Raw genomic sequence first — 14,994 nt, forward strand, 5'->3', positions numbered from 1 at the left:
CGCGCCACCTCCCCCAGAGGGGGAGGATCTGAAGGATGACCGACGTTTCCCAACTGACCGAGGCGCAGGCGCTCGAAGAGCTGACGAAGCTCGCCGACGAGCTCGCCGCCCACGACATCCGCTATCACCAGCAAGACGCGCCGAGCATCTCGGACGGCGACTATGACGAGCTGAAGCGGCGCAATGCGGCGCTGGAGGCGGCGTTCCCGCATCTGGTGCGCGAGAATTCGCCCTCGACGCGGGTCGGCGCGGCGCGGGCCGAGCAGTTCTCGCCGGTCGAGCACGGCGTGCCGATGCTCAGCCTGGACAACGCCTTCTCGAACGACGACGCGCTGGAGTTCGACGCCAAGATCCGCCGGTTCCTGCGGCTGTCGGGCGCCGAGGAGGTGGCCTATACGGCCGAGCCGAAGATTGACGGCCTGTCGGCCTCGCTGCGCTATGAGAAGGGCGTCCTGGTCCAGGGCGCGACGCGCGGCGACGGCAAGACCGGCGAAGACGTCACCGAGAACCTGCGCACCCTGGCCGAGATCCCCAAGCGGCTGTCGGGGCAGGGCTGGCCCGACGTGATCGAGATCCGCGGCGAGGTCTATCTGGGCCACGAGGAGTTCGCCTCGCTCAACGCCGCCAATGAGGCGGCCGGTCAGAAGACTTACGCCAATCCGCGCAACGCGGCGGCAGGCTCGCTGCGCCAGATCGATCCGAAGATCACCGCCACCCGGCCGTTGCGGTTCTTCGCCTATGCCTGGGGCCTCTTCAGCCAGCCGTTCGCCCAGACACAGTGGGAAGCGCTGGCGCTGCTGAAGTCCTGGGGCTTCCAGACCACGCCGGAAAGCCAGCGGGTGATCAGCGGGCAGGGGCTGCTGGACGCCTACGCGGCGATGGAGGCCGTGCGGCCCAAGCTCGGCTACGATATCGACGGCGTCGTCTACAAGGTCGACCGCCTGGACTGGCAGCAGCGGCTGGGGTTCATCACCCGCACGCCGCGCTGGGCCGTGGCGCGCAAGTTCCCGGCGCAGCAGGCGCGCACCATTCTGGAAGCCATCGACGTCCAGGTCGGGCGGACCGGCGCGGTGACGCCGGTGGCGCGGCTGCGGCCGGTGACGGTGGGCGGCGTGGTGGTCGAGAACGCCACCCTGCACAACGCCGACGAGATCGCCCGCAAGGACGTGCGGATCGGCGACACGGTGATCCTGCAACGGGCCGGCGACGTGATCCCGCAGATTGTTGGGCCGGTGCTGGATGAGCGACCGGCCGACTCGGTTCCGTTCGAGTTCCCGACCCATTGCCCGTGTCCGCTGAAGACGCCGCTGGCCAAGGAGACCACGGCGGCCGGGGTGGAGACGGTGGTGCGCCGCTGCACCGGCGAGTTCGCCTGTCCGTTTCAGCGCATCGAGCACCTGCGCCACTTCGTGTCCCGCCGCGCCTACGACATCGAGGGCCTGGGCGAGAAGCAGCTGACCGCCTTTTATGAACGCGGCTGGGTCAAGGAGCCCGCCGATATCTTCCGGCTGGCCCGCGACGAGGAGAAGCTGGCCGAACTGCGCACGACGGACGGCTATGGCGAGACCTCGGTCCGCAACCTGATCGCCGGGATCGAGGCCAAGCGGGCGATCCCGCTGGACCGGTTCATCTTCGGCCTGGGCATCCGCCATATCGGCGAGACCACCTCGACGGCGCTGGCGCGGCATTTCGAGACGGTGGAGCACTTCATCGCGACGGCGATCGCGGCGGCGGCGCAGCGGCCTGGAGCCGGGGCTCAGGCGCTGTCGGAGTTGGATGGCGTCGGACCGACGGCGGTCGAGGCGATCTTGGCCTATGCCCGCCATCCCCAGGCCTTGCTGATCCCGGCGGGGGCTTCATTGGAAGAGCACCTGCGGCTGGCCATCCCGCGCCTCAACACCCGCGCGCGCCAGTCGCTGGCGGAGCGGTTCGGAGACTGGCCGACGTTCCAGGCGGCGGCCAAGGCCGCACTGTCGGAAATGCCGGGCGAGGAGTTCCGCGAGATCTCGTCGGTGGACGCCGTGGGGCCGGTGGCCGCGCGCATGGTCGCCGAGTTTTTCGGCGAGGATCACAACCGCGCCAAGGTCGACGCCCTGTTGGCCGAACTGTCGGTGATCCCCGCTGAGCGGCCGAAGACCGACACCGCCGTGGCCGGCAAGACCATCGTCTTCACCGGTAGCCTTGAAAAGATGACCCGCGACGAGGCCAAGGCCCAGGCCGAGGCGCTGGGCGCCAAGGTCGCGGGCTCAGTGTCGAAGAAGACCGATCTGGTGGTGGCCGGCCCCGGGGCGGGCTCGAAACTCAAGACCGCCACCGATCTCGGCATCCAGGTGATGACCGAGGACGAATGGCTGGCGATGGTGGGCGGGTAGCTCCCTTCTCAATTCGTCATCCCCGGGCTTGTCCCGGGGACCCATACACACGAACCTCTGCGGATAGGCTCGCAAGTGCGGAGTCTATGGGTGGCCGGCACGAAGGCCGGCCATGACGATTTGAGGGAGGAGGATCTCGTGGCGTCTCATTGGCTCGTGAAGTCCGAACCGGCGACTTTTTCGTACGACGACCTGGTGCGCGACGGCCGCACCGTCTGGGACGGGGTGCGCAACCACGCCGCCGCGGGGCACCTGAAGGCGATGAAGGTCGGCGATCAGGTGCTGTTCTACCATTCGCAGGAAGGCAAGGACGTGGTCGCCGTCGCCCAGGTGGCGCGCGAGGCCTTTCCCGACGCCAGCGATCCCACCGGCAAGTTCGTGGCGGTCGAGCTGACGCCGGTGCGCAAGCTGCCGCGTTCCGTGACGCTGGCGCAGATGAAGGCCAACCCCGCCCTGGCCGACATGGCCATGCTGCGCCAAGGCCGGCTCTCGGTCTCGCCGGTCAGCGACGCCGATTGGGCGACCATCCTGAAAATGGCGGGCGAGTAGGGACACTCTCTCGGGTGTCATCCCGGAAGCCGTGAAGCGGCTGTCCGGGACCCATCAACACCAGATTTGGCGGGCCTAGCTTGGCCGTGCCCTCTTCCGCGACCTCGGAGCGAATGGGTCCCGGTCTTGCTGCGCAAACCGGGATGACACGCGGACTATAGCGGCGCGCAGGCGCCTTCCAGCCAGGCGCGGACGTCGGCCTGTTCCAGGCGTGGGCCGATCACCTTCAGGACGCGGGCGTGATAGGCGTCCATCTGCGCGCGTTCGGCGGCGGTCAGCATCTCCACCACGATCAGGCGGCGATCCATGGGGGCCAGGGTCAGGGTCTCGAAGCCCAGCATCGGACGCTCGCCGCCGGGAACCATGGCGGCTTCGGTGACGAACTGGAGGTTCTCGATCCGGATGCCGTAGGCGCCTTCCTTGTAATAGCCGGGCTCGTTGGAGACGATCATCCCCGGCTGCAAGGCGACGAAGTTCGGCAGCTTGGAGATCCGCTGCGGGCCTTCATGGACGCCGAGGTAGGAGCCGACGCCGTGGCCGGTGCCGTGGTCGTAGTCGAGCCCCTGCAGCCAGAGCGGCGCGCGGGCCAGGGCGTCGAGGGCCGAGCCGGTGGTCCCGGCCGGGAAGCGGATCGCGGCCAGGGCCAGATGGCCCTTCAGCACCAGGGTGAAACGCTCGGCCATTTCCTGGCTGGGCTGGCCGACCGCGACGGTGCGGGTGATGTCGGTGGTGCCGTCCAGGTACTGGGCGCCGGAATCGACCAGCAGCAGCGAGCCCTGTTCGGCTTGCTTGTTGAGCCGGGTGGTCGGGCGATAGTGGACGATGGCGCCGTTGGAGGCTGCGCCAGCGATGGTGTCGAAGGACAGATCCTTCAGCGCCCCGGTGTCCTGGCGGAAGCCTTCCAATCGGGTGACGACCTCGACCTCGTCGACCGTGCGGCCTTGGGCATCGGTGGCCAGCCAGTGCAGGAAGCGGGTGACGGCCACGCCGTCGCGGGCGTGAGCCTCGCGGGTCCCGTCGATCTCGACGTCGTTCTTGCAGGCGCGCGGCAGGGCGCAGGGATCATCGCCGCGGACCACCTCGGCGCCGGCCCGGTGCAGGGCGGCGAAATACCAGGCCGAGGACTGGCTCGGATCGACCAGGACCCGCTTGCCCTTCAGGGCGGTGAGCGCGCCGGGCAGCTCGTCGGGGGTTTCCAGCTGAACCTCGTTGCCCAGCCAGGCGCGCAGTTCGGGCGAAACCTTCACCGGATCGAGGAACAGGCGCGCCGTGCCGTCACGGTTCAGGATGGCCTGGCCGAGCGGCAGCGGCGAGCGGATCACGTCGCCGCCGCGCACATTGAACAGCCAGGCGATCGATGAGGGCGCGGTCAGCACGGTGGCGTCGGCGTTGCGGGCGCTCAGGACCTCGCCGACCCGGGCGCGCTTGGCGCCTGAGTCCTCGCCGGAGAACTCCAGCGGGTGCGGCACGACCGGGGCGGTGGGCTGCGGCGGGCGGGCCTCGCCCCAGGCCTCGTCCAGCGGATTGGAATTGACCGGCTTCAGGGTCGCGCCGGCCTTGGCGGCGGCGGCCTTCAGGCGTTCCAGCGCGTCCGGGGCGTGCAGGCGCGGGTCGTAGCCGATGGTCTGGCCGCGCGTGGTCGCGGTTTCCAGATAGGCCGAGACGCCGCCCTCGACGAGGTCGCGGATCTCGAACACGTCGGCGTCCACCTGGTCGCGGACCTGCAGGGTGTAGCGGCCGTCGACGAAGACCGCGGCCTTGTCGGCCAGGATCACCGCGGCGCCGGCCGAGCCGGTGAAGCCGGTGGCCCAGCCCAGCCGGTCGTTGGCGGCGGGCAGGTATTCGTTCTGGTGCTCGTCCTCATGGGGCACGAGGAAGCCGTCCAACCCCTGGGCCTTCATGGCCTGGCGGATCAAGGGGACGTGCTTGGGCCCGAAGGAGGGATCGGTGCTTTCATCGAAGGTCTGGCGCATGGCGCGAACTTAGTCGCGTGCGCCTCCGCGCGCCAGCCTAGGGCGCGGGTTTGCGCAGGGCGAACAGGCAGCCAAGCGCCAGCAGGCAGGCGGCGATCAGGACGCCCAGCGCCCTAGGCTCCGACCTGGCCAGGCCGAGCGCGAACAGCAGCGGCGCCAGCGCCCCGACCAGCCGCGCGGGCACGTTGAGCGCGCCGAGCCGGCCGCCGTAGTTCTTGGTCCCGAACAGCACCAGCGGCAGGGTTCCGCGCACGATGGTGAAGAGCCCATTGCCCGCGCCGTAGAGGATGGCGAACGGGGCGGCGGCCAGAGGTCCCAGCGCCAGCAACAGGCCCGCGCCGATCGGGAACAGCCCCACCGCGACCCGGGCCGAGACCAGCGGATGGATCCGGCGCACCAGGGCGAACTCGGCCAGCCGCGCGGCGACCTGGGCCGGGCCGACCAGCATGCCAGCGACGACGGCGGCGGTGGCGCTGGCCCCGATGCCGATCAGCAGCGGGGGCAGATGCGCGCCCATGATCGAGCCGATCCCCGCCATCACCGCCAGGGCGACGGCCAGCAGCACCATCTGGAGGGCGACGCCGGGCTGCGGCGTCTCGGGTTCCTCGTCGGCCTTGCGTCGGGCGGCGGCGGGCTGGGGCGCCTGGCGGGGCAAGGTGAGGTGCAGGGGCAGGGCGATCAGCAGGTTGGCGGCGGCCCAGACCAGGGCGGCCTCGCGCCAGCCGAAGGTCGCCTCCAGCCAGGCGGTGAGCGGCCAGGCGATGGTGCTGGCGAACCCGGCGATCAGGGTGACGCCGGTGATCGACTCGCGCGCGTCCAGGCCAAACCAGCCGACCAGACCGGCGAAGGCGATGTCGTAGAGCGCCAGCGACATGCCGACGCCCAGCACCAGCCAGGCGGCCACGAGTTGGAAGGTGTTTTGCGAGAGCGCCATGCCGACCAGCGCCAGGGCCAGGACGATGCTGCCCGCCGCCAGCGGACGCCGGGCGCCATGGCGGTCGACGGCCCGGCCGGTGACCGGACCGAGTAGGCCCGAGATCAGCAGGGCGCCTGAGAAGGCGCCGAAGATGAAGGCGGTGGAGACGCCCAGGGTCTTGCCTTGCGCGGCGGCTAGCGTGGCCGGCAGATAGCTGGTGCAGCCATAGCCGACCAGTTGGGTGACGCCGAGGGTCCACACCGCGCGACGCGGCGTGATGGCCGGGCTGGCCTCGGGCTCTCCCATGGATCGACGCTCCCACTTGCCTGGTCGTTATGGGCCTAAGCAGAGTCGACGCCTAGGCGCGGTCAATTAATTTACCCGGATATAATTGACATCTCGCGCGAGGACGCTCATTTGGCGGAGATGGACAAGCAAAGCCGCCGAGAGGCCATCCGCGAGTACAAGGATCGCAAGACCCCGATCGGGATCTTCAGCCTGCGTTGCACGGCGACGGGGCAGACCTGGGTGGGCGCCTCGCGCAACCTGGATGGTCAACGCAACAGTTCGTTCTTCAGCCTGCGCCAAGGCTCGCACCGCAATCAGGGCATGCAGGCGGCCTGGAAGGCGAACGGCGGCGAGGAGGGTTTTGAGTTCTCCGTGGTCGAACTGCTGGAGAACGACGAGCTTGGGCCGCTCGGCAGGGGGAGCTGGTTGAAGGAACGCGAGCGTTATTGGCTCGAGGCGCTGGGCGCGAAGCCGGCGATCTAGCCCTTGCTCCAAATCGTCATCCCCGGGCGTGCGTTGACCAGAACCGACACTCCGTCTGGGCCACTATTTAGGTCTAGTTTCGCCGCCGCGTCCGGCGACGGCGCCGTGCAAGGAGCTGCGGCTTGCCCTTGGGCAGGGAAGCAATAGGGAAGCGCTCGCGCAGTTCCTGGCCAAGCGCGCCGATCTGGCCGGGTTCGCTGTAGGCGACATCAACTAGGATTGCCACGGCGGTGCGCGCGGTACCGACCTTCTGCAAACTGTCTGTCCAGCCCTTCGACGCGGCCGCGACATCGACCAGCGCCAATATTGAACAGAGATGCCCGTGGGCATGCTCCCGAAGGCTTTTCAGAAACGCTCCAGATTCGGCAAACCAGCTCGCGTTCTGGCCGGAAAGGCCGTTGGCGATAGTTCGCATCCTTGCCCTTACATTGGACCCCGTGAAACCTTGATCGCTCGGCGCTTAGCGAGCCGAAGACATCGACGCCCTGCTGCGCCTGGCCCCGACGCCCGTGCGTTTGAGCCAGGGGGTCGGCCCACACCTGCTTGAACAAGGTGTGACACAGATCCTCGAACAGCTCCCAGCTCCTAGGTGGAGCAATCTGCTTGGCTCTAAATTCCATCACCCCCCGCGTGTCCGTCCCGTCGCTAATCTGCCCATCAAGGGCGGCTGCGCCGCCGCCTCCGGCGATGCGCTTTGCGCACCCTTGACCGTCAGCTTGCCGTCCGGCTTGGGCTCGGCAAGCGGTTAAGCCTGATCAGGCGCGAGGCGCCTGCGGCTTAACCGCGATCTAGGCTTTGAGGCGAACACCTGGGCCACCCGGCTTCAACTCACCCGCCTCCATGAATAGGACGCCTGCGTCCTCCAGGGCGCGGAGCACGGCGTCGATGTTCGCAACCGTGCTTCGACCAGGGCCAAGTGGGCCTTCCATACGACGGATAGTGGGGAGCGAGAGCTTGGCCATCTCTGCAAGCTTCGGCTGACTCCAATCCAAGAGCGCTCGTGCCGCGCGAATCTGGTCAGCAGTCGGCACTTTTTGATCGTTTTGCGCTCTTGTGATCATTTTACGTTGATCTTTGTGTGTCGATATGATAGGAAAAGGATAATCGCAGTTTTAGGATTCTGACCATGGGCTCGCGTCGAAAGACGGGCCGCGACGCTGTGCGCCTGCCTGACATTACCAGACGATCCGTTATAGGCGCCGCCAGCGCCGCGCCGGTCATGGCCAATGCTGCCGGCACAGCGACGCCCGACAGCCTCACCGACCGTTGCGGCACGTTCGTTGCCACCGACATTCGCATTCGCCGGCTGCTCATGCGCTGGGGCGATCTGGAAAGCGACGCCGCGAAAAACTACAGCTGGTTTAAGCTCACCCGACGGGAGCAGTTGGAGTCGGCGCAGGGGCAGGAGATGGCCCGGATCGACAGGGAGCTTTCCCGCCTGTTCCGAGAGCGCGAGAAGCTGCTCAAGTCGCTGCCCCAGTCAGTTGCCACCGATCCGACCGCCATCGCCGCCAAGATCGCTGCGGCGGCCAAAGCGATCGATCCCGAAGACCACGAGGAGGTTCATCACCTTCTCAGCGGTGCGACCCGAGACATGGCCGCCATGCGCTGCCCCGGCTGTAACCAGCCCTTGGTCACGGAGGCCTGGATCGGGTGGTCAACGCGGGTCGATCAAGGCGGAAGGGTCTGAACCGTGGTCAACCGGGGCATAGGCGTCGTTGAAGCCCTGCGGGCCTGGATCGAGGCTTGGCGTTCCGCTCGACAGGAATCGCCAGCCATGACCAGCGCCCAGCGCCCAGCGCCCAGCGCCCAGCGCCCCGCGCTCCAACGCTTCCGCCCCGCCAACCAAGACCGCGCTCTCTACGCTGTAGGTACGGTTTCACCCCCGCAAGATGCAGTTCTGGCCCTGGCCCGCTTGATCGGCCGCCAGATCGCCCGCGAGGAGTTCCAGCGCAGCTTTAACGCCGCAAACGACCACGCCCCGCGATCGGAGACCGATCAGGGCAGCTAAGGAGATCGTCATGACCCGCGTGGCGGGCCTGTTGTTCTGCGGCGTGTGCGGCGGCGCCGTCGCCAAGCGCGGCAACAACCGGTTCGGCTGCGTAAGCCACATCATGGGCAAGGGCTGCACCAACAGCCGGACGATCGTGCGCGATGTGCTTGAGACGCGTGTCCTCGCCGGGCTCCAAGACCGGCTCATGGAGCCCGAAGCGTTCGCCGAGGCGATGCGGTCGTTCATAGAGGAGACCAATCGGCTCAACCACCTTCGCCGCGCCAATCGCGGCGCCGACGTCGAACGCCTGGAGGAGGCGCGCAAGGCTATCGGCGGTATCGTGGCGGCCATTGAAGACGGCGGTTACAGCAGGCCACTCATGGAGCGCCTGAGGAGGCTTGAGGTCGAGGTCGAGGAGATCGAGACCAAGCTGGCCGAAGCGCCGCGCGATGTGCCTGACATTCATCCCAATGTCGCCGAGCTTCATCGGCGCAAGGTCGGCGACTGTCTCAAGCTTTGGACCAGCCCGAGGAGCGCGACGAGGCCGCCCAGGCGTTGCGGGCGCCAATCGACAGGATCGTGCTGGAGCCAGGACCCGCGCGCGGCCAGGTCTTGGCGACGCTATACGGCGATCTGGAGACCATTCTGGCCTGAGCCAATGACCAGGGAGGTCAGCGGCGGGAAGCCCTGACGGGCTTTCCGGCTGACTCTCTGTCGCCCTCAGTTAATGCACGGGCTTGTCCCGGGGACCCACACACGTGACCGGTGCAGGCAAATCTCGAACGCCGACGTTTATGGGTGGCCGGCACAAGAGGCCGGCCATGGCGAGCGAGACGGGGGCGGCGATCTAGACGGCCGCGCCGTTCCCCGACATAACAGCGTCATGCGCAGCGCCCGCACCCTGTCGAATTCGTCTGGTCCCCTTGGGGCCGTGCGTCTTCGCGTGGGCTGACCGCCTGCTCTAGAAGACCCACGACCCCGCCCTACCGGCCGGGGTCGAGGAGACGAACCCCGCCGACGGCATGCCCCTCGGAAGGAGTTCGAAATGACCGAAGACCCGCTGAAACCCTGGTTCCCCATACGCACCGAGCGCCTGTTGCTGCGCGAGGCGCGGCTTAGCGACTATGACGACGTCCATGCCTACGGCGCCGATCCGGAGGTCTCCAAGTTCATGGACTGGGGGCCGAACACCCCGGAGGTGACCGCGCAGGTCGTCGGCCGCTGGGTGGCGATGTCGGCCCTGTGGCCGCGCGATGAGGTGAACCTGGCGGTGGAGCTTCTGGAGACCGGCCGGGTGATCGGCTCGATCCGCCTGGCGATCCAGAGCAAGGCCAACCGCACGGCGGACTTCGGCTACACCTTCGGCAAGGACTACTGGCGCCAGGGCATCGCGACCGAGGCGGCCGGCGCCATCATCGAGGCGGCGTTCACGACGCTTGGCCTGCACCGGGTCTTCGCGACCTGCGACGTGCGGAACGTCGGCTCCTATCGGGTGATGGAGAAGCTCGGCATGCGGCGCGAAGGGACGCTCATGAAGGATCAGGAGATCCGCGGCCGGTGGCGGGACACCCACGTCTACGCCTTGCTGGCGGAGGAGTGGGAGGCCCGCCGGGCCGAACGGGCCTAGCTCTTGGGCTCGGCGTTGCTGGCGTCGGTCGCGGCGTCAGTGGCGCTGGCGGCCGCGTTCTGGCTGGTTTCAGCCGCGCGTTCAGCCGCCGAACTGGCGCTGTCGGCGGCCGAGCGGGTGGCGTCGGCCATGCTCGCGGCGGCGTTGGCCGAGGCCTGGCTGGCGCTGAGCGCGGCCGACTGAGCCTGCGTGGCGGCATTGTCGAGGGTGGCTTGCGCGCGGCCGCCGTCGCGGGCGGCTTGCAGGGCGTCTTCGGTGGCGGTGCGGCCGCTCATCATGAAGAACAGGCCGGCGACGGCGATGATCGCCACCAGGGCCGCGATCCACCATGCAGAGCTGGAGCTGCGGGCCGGCGCGACCTCGCGCCGGATCGTGGCCGGCTCTTCGATTACGATCTTTTCGACATAGGGTTCTTTGGGACTGGCCATTTGAACCTCCTCCTACTCATCTGGCGGCGCTCGGAGAGGCCGCTTTGACGGACGGAGGAACGTGGCGATCCCGCGCCGGTTCCGGTCTTTAGGCCCGGCGCAGCACCAGCGTGGCCCAGGCGTCACGGTGCAGACGCTTGTGCAGGCGGAAACCTTTGGAGAGGTAGGCGGCCAGCACCCGGCGCTCCTGGGTGCGGAGCAGGCCCGACAGGATCGCGAAGCCGCCGGGCTTCAAGGCGCCCTTGATGTCGTGCGACAGGGCGACCAGCGGCGGGGCCAGGATATTGGCGAACACCAGGTCGTAGGGGGCGGCGTCGCGCACCAGCCGGTGGCCGAGGCCCGAGGCGTGGACGAAGCGGGCGTTCGCCTTGTTGAGCTTGGCGTTCTCGCGCGAGATGCGGACCGACGGAGCGTCGATGTCGGTGCCGACCGCCTTGGCGCTGCCGGTGCGGGCCGCGGCGATGGCCAGGACGCCGGTGCCGGCGCCGACGTCGAGCACGCGGTCGAAGCGGCGGGCCTTGATCAACTGGTCATAGGCGAACAGGCAGCCGACGGTGGTGCCGTGGTGGCCGGTGCCGAAGGCGGCGCCCGCCTCGATGCGCAGGTTGACGGTGTTGGTGGGCGCGCGGCCCTTGTCGTGGGCGCCGAAGACGAAGAAGCGGCCAGCCCGCACGGGCGGCAGACCCGACAGCGCCATGGCCAGCCAGTCGGCGTCGGCCAGCTTTTCGACCACGGTCTTGAGCTCGGGGTAGTCACTCAGCGCCGCGACCAGGCCGTCAGCCTCTTCGGAGTCAGTGGGGAAGGCGTCGATCCGCCAGATGCCGCGGTCTTCGTCCTCTTCCAGGATGGAATAGGTCACGCCTTCGAGGCGCGGATTGGCGTCGATGGCCTCGGCGGCGGCTTCGGCTATGGCGCGCGGGCCGCGCGCGACGATCTGGACGGCGTCTTCGGTCATGCGCGCCCTTTAGAGCCACAAGCGCCGAAAGGCGAGGGGGCTTAGGCGGGCGGGGGCTCTGGAGGTTCCGGCGCCTGAGGCGGCTGCGGCGCCCAGGGAGCCTCGGGCGCGTCCGGGGGGAGCGGCGGCTCGGGGGCGTAAGGCGGCTCCGGCGGCGGCGGGACGCCGTGGTCGATCGGCGGATAGTCGGGCTGGTCGGCCGGCGGTGGCGGTGGCGGTGTTGTCGGCGCAGGTTGCGCTGGGCGCGGCTCAGGGGGCGGCACATAGGGCGTGGTGACAGGAGGCTCGACGTCGAGCCGGCGCGAGGTCGCCTCGAAGTCGTTCGGTCTCGGCTTCAGGGCCAGACCGACGACCAGGGCCACGGCGGCCAGGATCGCCGCGCCGATGATCAGCCAGCGGTTTCTGTTGGATAGCTTCGGCATCATCTCGTGCCGGTGGCGCGGCTCGGGGCGTCGGTCGGCCACGGCGCCAGCGGCGGCGGCTCCCAGGCCAGCGGCGGCGTCCAGGGTTCAGGTAGGGGTTGGCTCGGTGTCGGCGCGGCGGGTCTGGCGGCGGGCTGCGTCTGCGGCGCCGGCCCCAGCACACGAGCCATGGCGGCCACCGCCAGCACCCACGGAAGGCTGTTATAGGCCAGGATGAAGCTCTCCGACATGATGGTCAGAGCATAGACCGCCAGGAACAGGATGGCGAAGGAACCGTCCTTCAGGCGGCGATGCCGGAAGACCCCGGCGATCAGCGCGGTGACGAGGACCGCGGCGAACAGGCTGACGCCGATCTGGCCCAACTGAATTTTCAGATCGAGCCAGCCGTTATGGGCGGTCGGCACCACCCATTGGAGTTGGTCGCGGATCCAGTTGGCCGGGGCCGACTTGATGTCCCAGAAGGCGGCGAAGCCGTAGCCGAGCAACGGCGACTTGTCCGAGGCCCGCTCCACCGCCGCCCAGATCTGGGTGCGGCCGGTCAGCGACGGGTCCTTGCCGATGGCCTCATAGAGCAGGTCCGGGGCCAGCAGATAGAACCCGCCCAGCAGCAGGACGCCGGTGACGCCGGCCCAGATCGCGGTGATCGTGGCGGCCGGGCCCCGGCCCATGAAGGCCAGAGTCGCCGAGCCGAACAGCACGACCGCGAGCGCCAGGGCCGACGTGGCCGACCGGGTCATGACGATCAGGCCGATGCAGAGCGCCAGGCTGAACAGCCAGAGCGGTCGACGTGGGGGGCTGGTGATCGCCGCTGCGACCGAGGCCAGCGCCCCATAGACCATCATCGCCCCCATCTGGTTCTTCTCGTACCAGAGCCCGCGCCAGAGGCCGGCGTTGACGTCTTGGTGAACGCCGATCGAAGGGACGGCGAGGCAGACGAAGTAGCTGCCGAGCGCGAGGAACAGGAAGGTCGCGGCGATGACCTCGGACAGCATGCGCCCGCTGAAACTGGCGGCCAGATAGAGGCCGAAGAGGGTGGTGGCGGCCAGGGCGACGACGCGTCTCTGGCTGATATCGGGGAAGATAGACCAACTGACCGAGGCCAGCGCCCAGCCGACCAGCAGGAAGAGGAGCGCGGCAGGCAGCCAGAACCTGAGCAGTTGCGGGAACCGCAGCGCCGCCAGCACCCCGGTCATGCCGTAGATCGGGAGCCACATGAGGCGCAGGATCGGATTGGAATCGCCGCCGGTCTGCAGCGGGTCGAGCACCGGGCCGATCAGGGCGTTGGACATCATGACGATGATGACCATCGCCATTAGCGTCTCGATCAATCTTATCGCCGTGAGCCGATCGCCCATCCGACCTGTCCCATTTCGGCGCGATCTCGCGCCTTCAGGGCGGCGGTGCAATCGCCGAGCCTCTTTTCGCTTGGGCGGCTGAGCCGGGGGCTGGCATCATGGGCCGCCCCCCGATCGCGGAGACCTTTGGATGAGCAAGTACCTGCCCCTGTCGGAGCATTTGTCGCGCCATGCCGGCGACGAATGGCGAGCCTCGTTCGCGGACATAGAGAAGGTCCTGCGCGCGTCGCTGCCCAAGGCCGCCCAGCAGAACGCCTGGTGGGTGGGCGAGGTCGAGAAGCCGCATCACCGGACCTGGCTGGACCTTGGCTGGCGGGTGGAGGCGGTCGACAAGGCGGCGGGGACGATCACGTTCCGACGTGACCGCCCCGCCGATGAAGTCCATCCCCAGAGCGCCAATGCGCCGTCCGATAGGCAACGAGCGATTGGCGTCACCGCGCTGGTCGGTGGTGCGGTCGCGGTGATCGCGGGCCTGGGCGTGCTGGCGGCCAGGATGCTGAAGGCCCGCCGCGCCTAGGCGCTTGCGGGCGCTCTGGCCCGCGCGGTCGCCAACTCGATCAGGTCGCAGATCGGGGTGATCACGGCCTTGGGCAGGTTGTGGCCCATGCCGGGGATCAGATGCAGTTCAGCGCCGGGGATGTTGGCCGCGGTGTCCTCGCCGCCGGCCTTGGGCACCAGCGGATCGTCGGCACCGTGGATCACCACGGTCGGGGCGGTGATCGTGGCCAGCGCCTTGCGGCGGTCGCCGCTGGCGACGATGGCGGCCATCTGCCGCGCGAAGCCGACCGGATAGAACGAGCGCTGATAGTCGGAGCGCAGCTGGGCCTTCAACTCGGCCTCGTCGACCGGATAGCCGGGGCTGCCCAAGACTTTCGAGCTCTGCACGCCGTGATCGAGGAAGGCCTCCAGGTCATGCTGCGGATCGGGGCCGCGGTTGGTCAGCCGCTCCATGGCCTGGGGACTGGCCGGGGGCAGGGCGGGGTTGCCGGTGCTGGACATGATCGAGCTCAGCGACAGCACCCGCTGCGGATATTCGGCCGCGACCATCTGGGCGATCATCCCGCCCATCGAGGCGCCGACAATGTGGGCGCGCTCGACGCCGAGCCCGTCCATCAGGCCGACCGCGTCGGCGGCCATGTCCGAGAGCAGATAGGGGACGTTCGGCTTCTGGCCCACCATCAGGGCGGTGTAGACCGCCGGCATGTCCGGCGCGCCGGCCGCGTCCAGCTTCTCCGACAGGCCGACGTCGCGGTTGTCGTAACGGATGACCCGGTAGCCGCGGCCGGCCAGCTCATCGACAAACTCCATCGGCCAGCGGGTCATCTGGGCGCCCAGGCCCATGATCAGCAGCAGCGGCTCGCCGGCCTCCGGGCCGTGGATGTCATAGTGCAGGCGAACGCCGTTGGCGGTGATCTCAGGCATGCGGGTCCCTCCCAGGGATTGGTTGCGGGCAGGTTGGCTTAGAGCGCGGGCGTGAGCAATGGCGGCGGTGCGGCCTAGCGGCGTTTTGGGCGAGGTCATCACCACAAGGTTCGTCATCCCCGGGCTCTTGTCCCGGGGATCCATACACGCAGCTCCCGAGCAGATTTCCCAATGCGGAGTCTATGGCTGGCCGGCTCAAGAGGCCGGCCAT

Annotated in this window: 16 protein-coding genes; 8 read left to right on the plus strand and 8 right to left on the minus strand. The window is 68.6% G+C overall.

Features of this window, described 5'->3' with window-relative positions:
• Window positions 1-35 precede the first annotated feature (35 nt).
• A complete protein-coding gene (gene ligA, locus ASE02_RS06815) occupies window positions 36-2,372 on the plus strand; it encodes an NAD-dependent DNA ligase LigA (RefSeq protein ID WP_056732455.1) in 2,337 nt (778 codons plus the stop codon).
• A gap of 138 nt (window positions 2,373-2,510) precedes the next feature.
• A complete protein-coding gene (locus tag ASE02_RS06820) occupies window positions 2,511-2,921 on the plus strand; it encodes an EVE domain-containing protein (RefSeq protein ID WP_200957623.1) in 411 nt (136 codons plus the stop codon).
• A 155-nt stretch (window positions 2,922-3,076) separates the two neighbouring features.
• Here ASE02_RS06820 and ASE02_RS06825 read toward each other — a convergent pair whose 3' ends face one another.
• The gene (locus ASE02_RS06825; RefSeq protein ID WP_056732457.1) at window positions 3,077-4,894 is read right to left on the minus strand and encodes an aminopeptidase P family protein; all 1,818 of its coding nucleotides are present in this window, start codon (window positions 4,892-4,894) and stop codon (window positions 3,077-3,079) included.
• Window positions 4,895-4,931: 37 nt separating this feature from the next.
• On the minus strand, window positions 4,932-6,116 hold the full coding sequence (locus ASE02_RS06830) for an MFS transporter (protein ID WP_056732459.1): 1,185 nt from the start codon (window positions 6,114-6,116) through the stop codon (window positions 4,932-4,934).
• A gap of 120 nt (window positions 6,117-6,236) precedes the next feature.
• Between ASE02_RS06830 and ASE02_RS06835 the strand changes: the two genes are divergently transcribed.
• Window positions 6,237-6,581, plus strand: coding sequence for a GIY-YIG nuclease family protein (locus tag ASE02_RS06835; RefSeq protein WP_056732461.1), 345 nt, complete (start codon window positions 6,237-6,239; stop codon window positions 6,579-6,581).
• A 73-nt stretch (window positions 6,582-6,654) separates the two neighbouring features.
• Here the strand turns inward: ASE02_RS06835 and ASE02_RS06840 are convergent, their stop codons facing one another.
• Window positions 6,655-6,996, minus strand: a complete 342-nt coding sequence (locus ASE02_RS06840; RefSeq protein WP_156405940.1) for a hypothetical protein — start codon at window positions 6,994-6,996, stop codon at window positions 6,655-6,657.
• An 804-nt stretch (window positions 6,997-7,800) separates the two neighbouring features.
• Here ASE02_RS06840 and ASE02_RS06845 point away from each other — a divergent pair.
• From ASE02_RS06845 to ASE02_RS06860, 4 genes are all read left to right on the plus strand, one after another.
• Window positions 7,801-8,271 carry a hypothetical protein gene (locus tag ASE02_RS06845; protein WP_056732465.1) on the plus strand — a complete coding sequence of 157 codons (471 nt, stop codon included), beginning with the start codon at window positions 7,801-7,803 and terminating at the stop codon, window positions 8,269-8,271.
• An 87-nt stretch (window positions 8,272-8,358) separates the two neighbouring features.
• Window positions 8,359-8,592 (plus strand): hypothetical protein, encoded by a 234-nt coding sequence (locus ASE02_RS06850; protein WP_056732467.1) that lies wholly within the window; start codon window positions 8,359-8,361, stop codon window positions 8,590-8,592.
• Between the two features lie 10 nt (window positions 8,593-8,602).
• On the plus strand, window positions 8,603-9,265 hold the full coding sequence (locus ASE02_RS06855; RefSeq protein WP_056732469.1) for a zinc ribbon domain-containing protein: 663 nt from the start codon (window positions 8,603-8,605) through the stop codon (window positions 9,263-9,265).
• A 354-nt stretch (window positions 9,266-9,619) separates the two neighbouring features.
• Entirely contained in the window at window positions 9,620-10,201 is a 582-nt protein-coding gene (locus tag ASE02_RS06860; RefSeq protein ID WP_056732471.1) for a GNAT family N-acetyltransferase, read from the plus strand.
• On the opposite strand, the gene ASE02_RS06865 is transcribed toward ASE02_RS06860, so the two are convergent.
• From ASE02_RS06865 to ASE02_RS06880, 4 genes are all read right to left on the minus strand, one after another.
• The gene (locus tag ASE02_RS06865; RefSeq protein WP_056732473.1) at window positions 10,198-10,629 is read right to left on the minus strand and encodes a hypothetical protein; all 432 of its coding nucleotides are present in this window, start codon (window positions 10,627-10,629) and stop codon (window positions 10,198-10,200) included. The two genes, ASE02_RS06860 and ASE02_RS06865, sit on opposite strands and share 4 nt — an antisense overlap.
• 88 nt (window positions 10,630-10,717) lie before the next feature.
• The gene (locus tag ASE02_RS06870) at window positions 10,718-11,584 is read right to left on the minus strand and encodes a 50S ribosomal protein L11 methyltransferase (protein WP_056732476.1); all 867 of its coding nucleotides are present in this window, start codon (window positions 11,582-11,584) and stop codon (window positions 10,718-10,720) included.
• 41 nt (window positions 11,585-11,625) lie between these two features.
• A complete protein-coding gene (locus tag ASE02_RS23160) occupies window positions 11,626-12,006 on the minus strand; it encodes a hypothetical protein (RefSeq protein WP_156405941.1) in 381 nt (126 codons plus the stop codon).
• Window positions 12,006-13,334, minus strand: coding sequence for an O-antigen ligase (locus ASE02_RS06880; protein WP_162257143.1), 1,329 nt, complete (start codon window positions 13,332-13,334; stop codon window positions 12,006-12,008). The genes ASE02_RS23160 and ASE02_RS06880 overlap by 1 nt, the downstream gene beginning before the upstream one ends.
• A gap of 157 nt (window positions 13,335-13,491) precedes the next feature.
• Between ASE02_RS06880 and ASE02_RS06885 the strand changes: the two genes are divergently transcribed.
• A complete protein-coding gene (locus ASE02_RS06885; protein ID WP_056732483.1) occupies window positions 13,492-13,878 on the plus strand; it encodes a hypothetical protein in 387 nt (128 codons plus the stop codon).
• Here ASE02_RS06885 and ASE02_RS06890 read toward each other — a convergent pair.
• A complete protein-coding gene (locus ASE02_RS06890) occupies window positions 13,875-14,783 on the minus strand; it encodes an alpha/beta fold hydrolase (RefSeq protein ID WP_056732486.1) in 909 nt (302 codons plus the stop codon). The genes ASE02_RS06885 and ASE02_RS06890 overlap by 4 nt on opposite strands.
• Window positions 14,784-14,994: the final 211 nt, after the last annotated feature.

The organism is Phenylobacterium sp. Root700 (genome assembly GCF_001429025.1).
Lineage (GTDB): Bacteria > Pseudomonadota > Alphaproteobacteria > Caulobacterales > Caulobacteraceae > Phenylobacterium.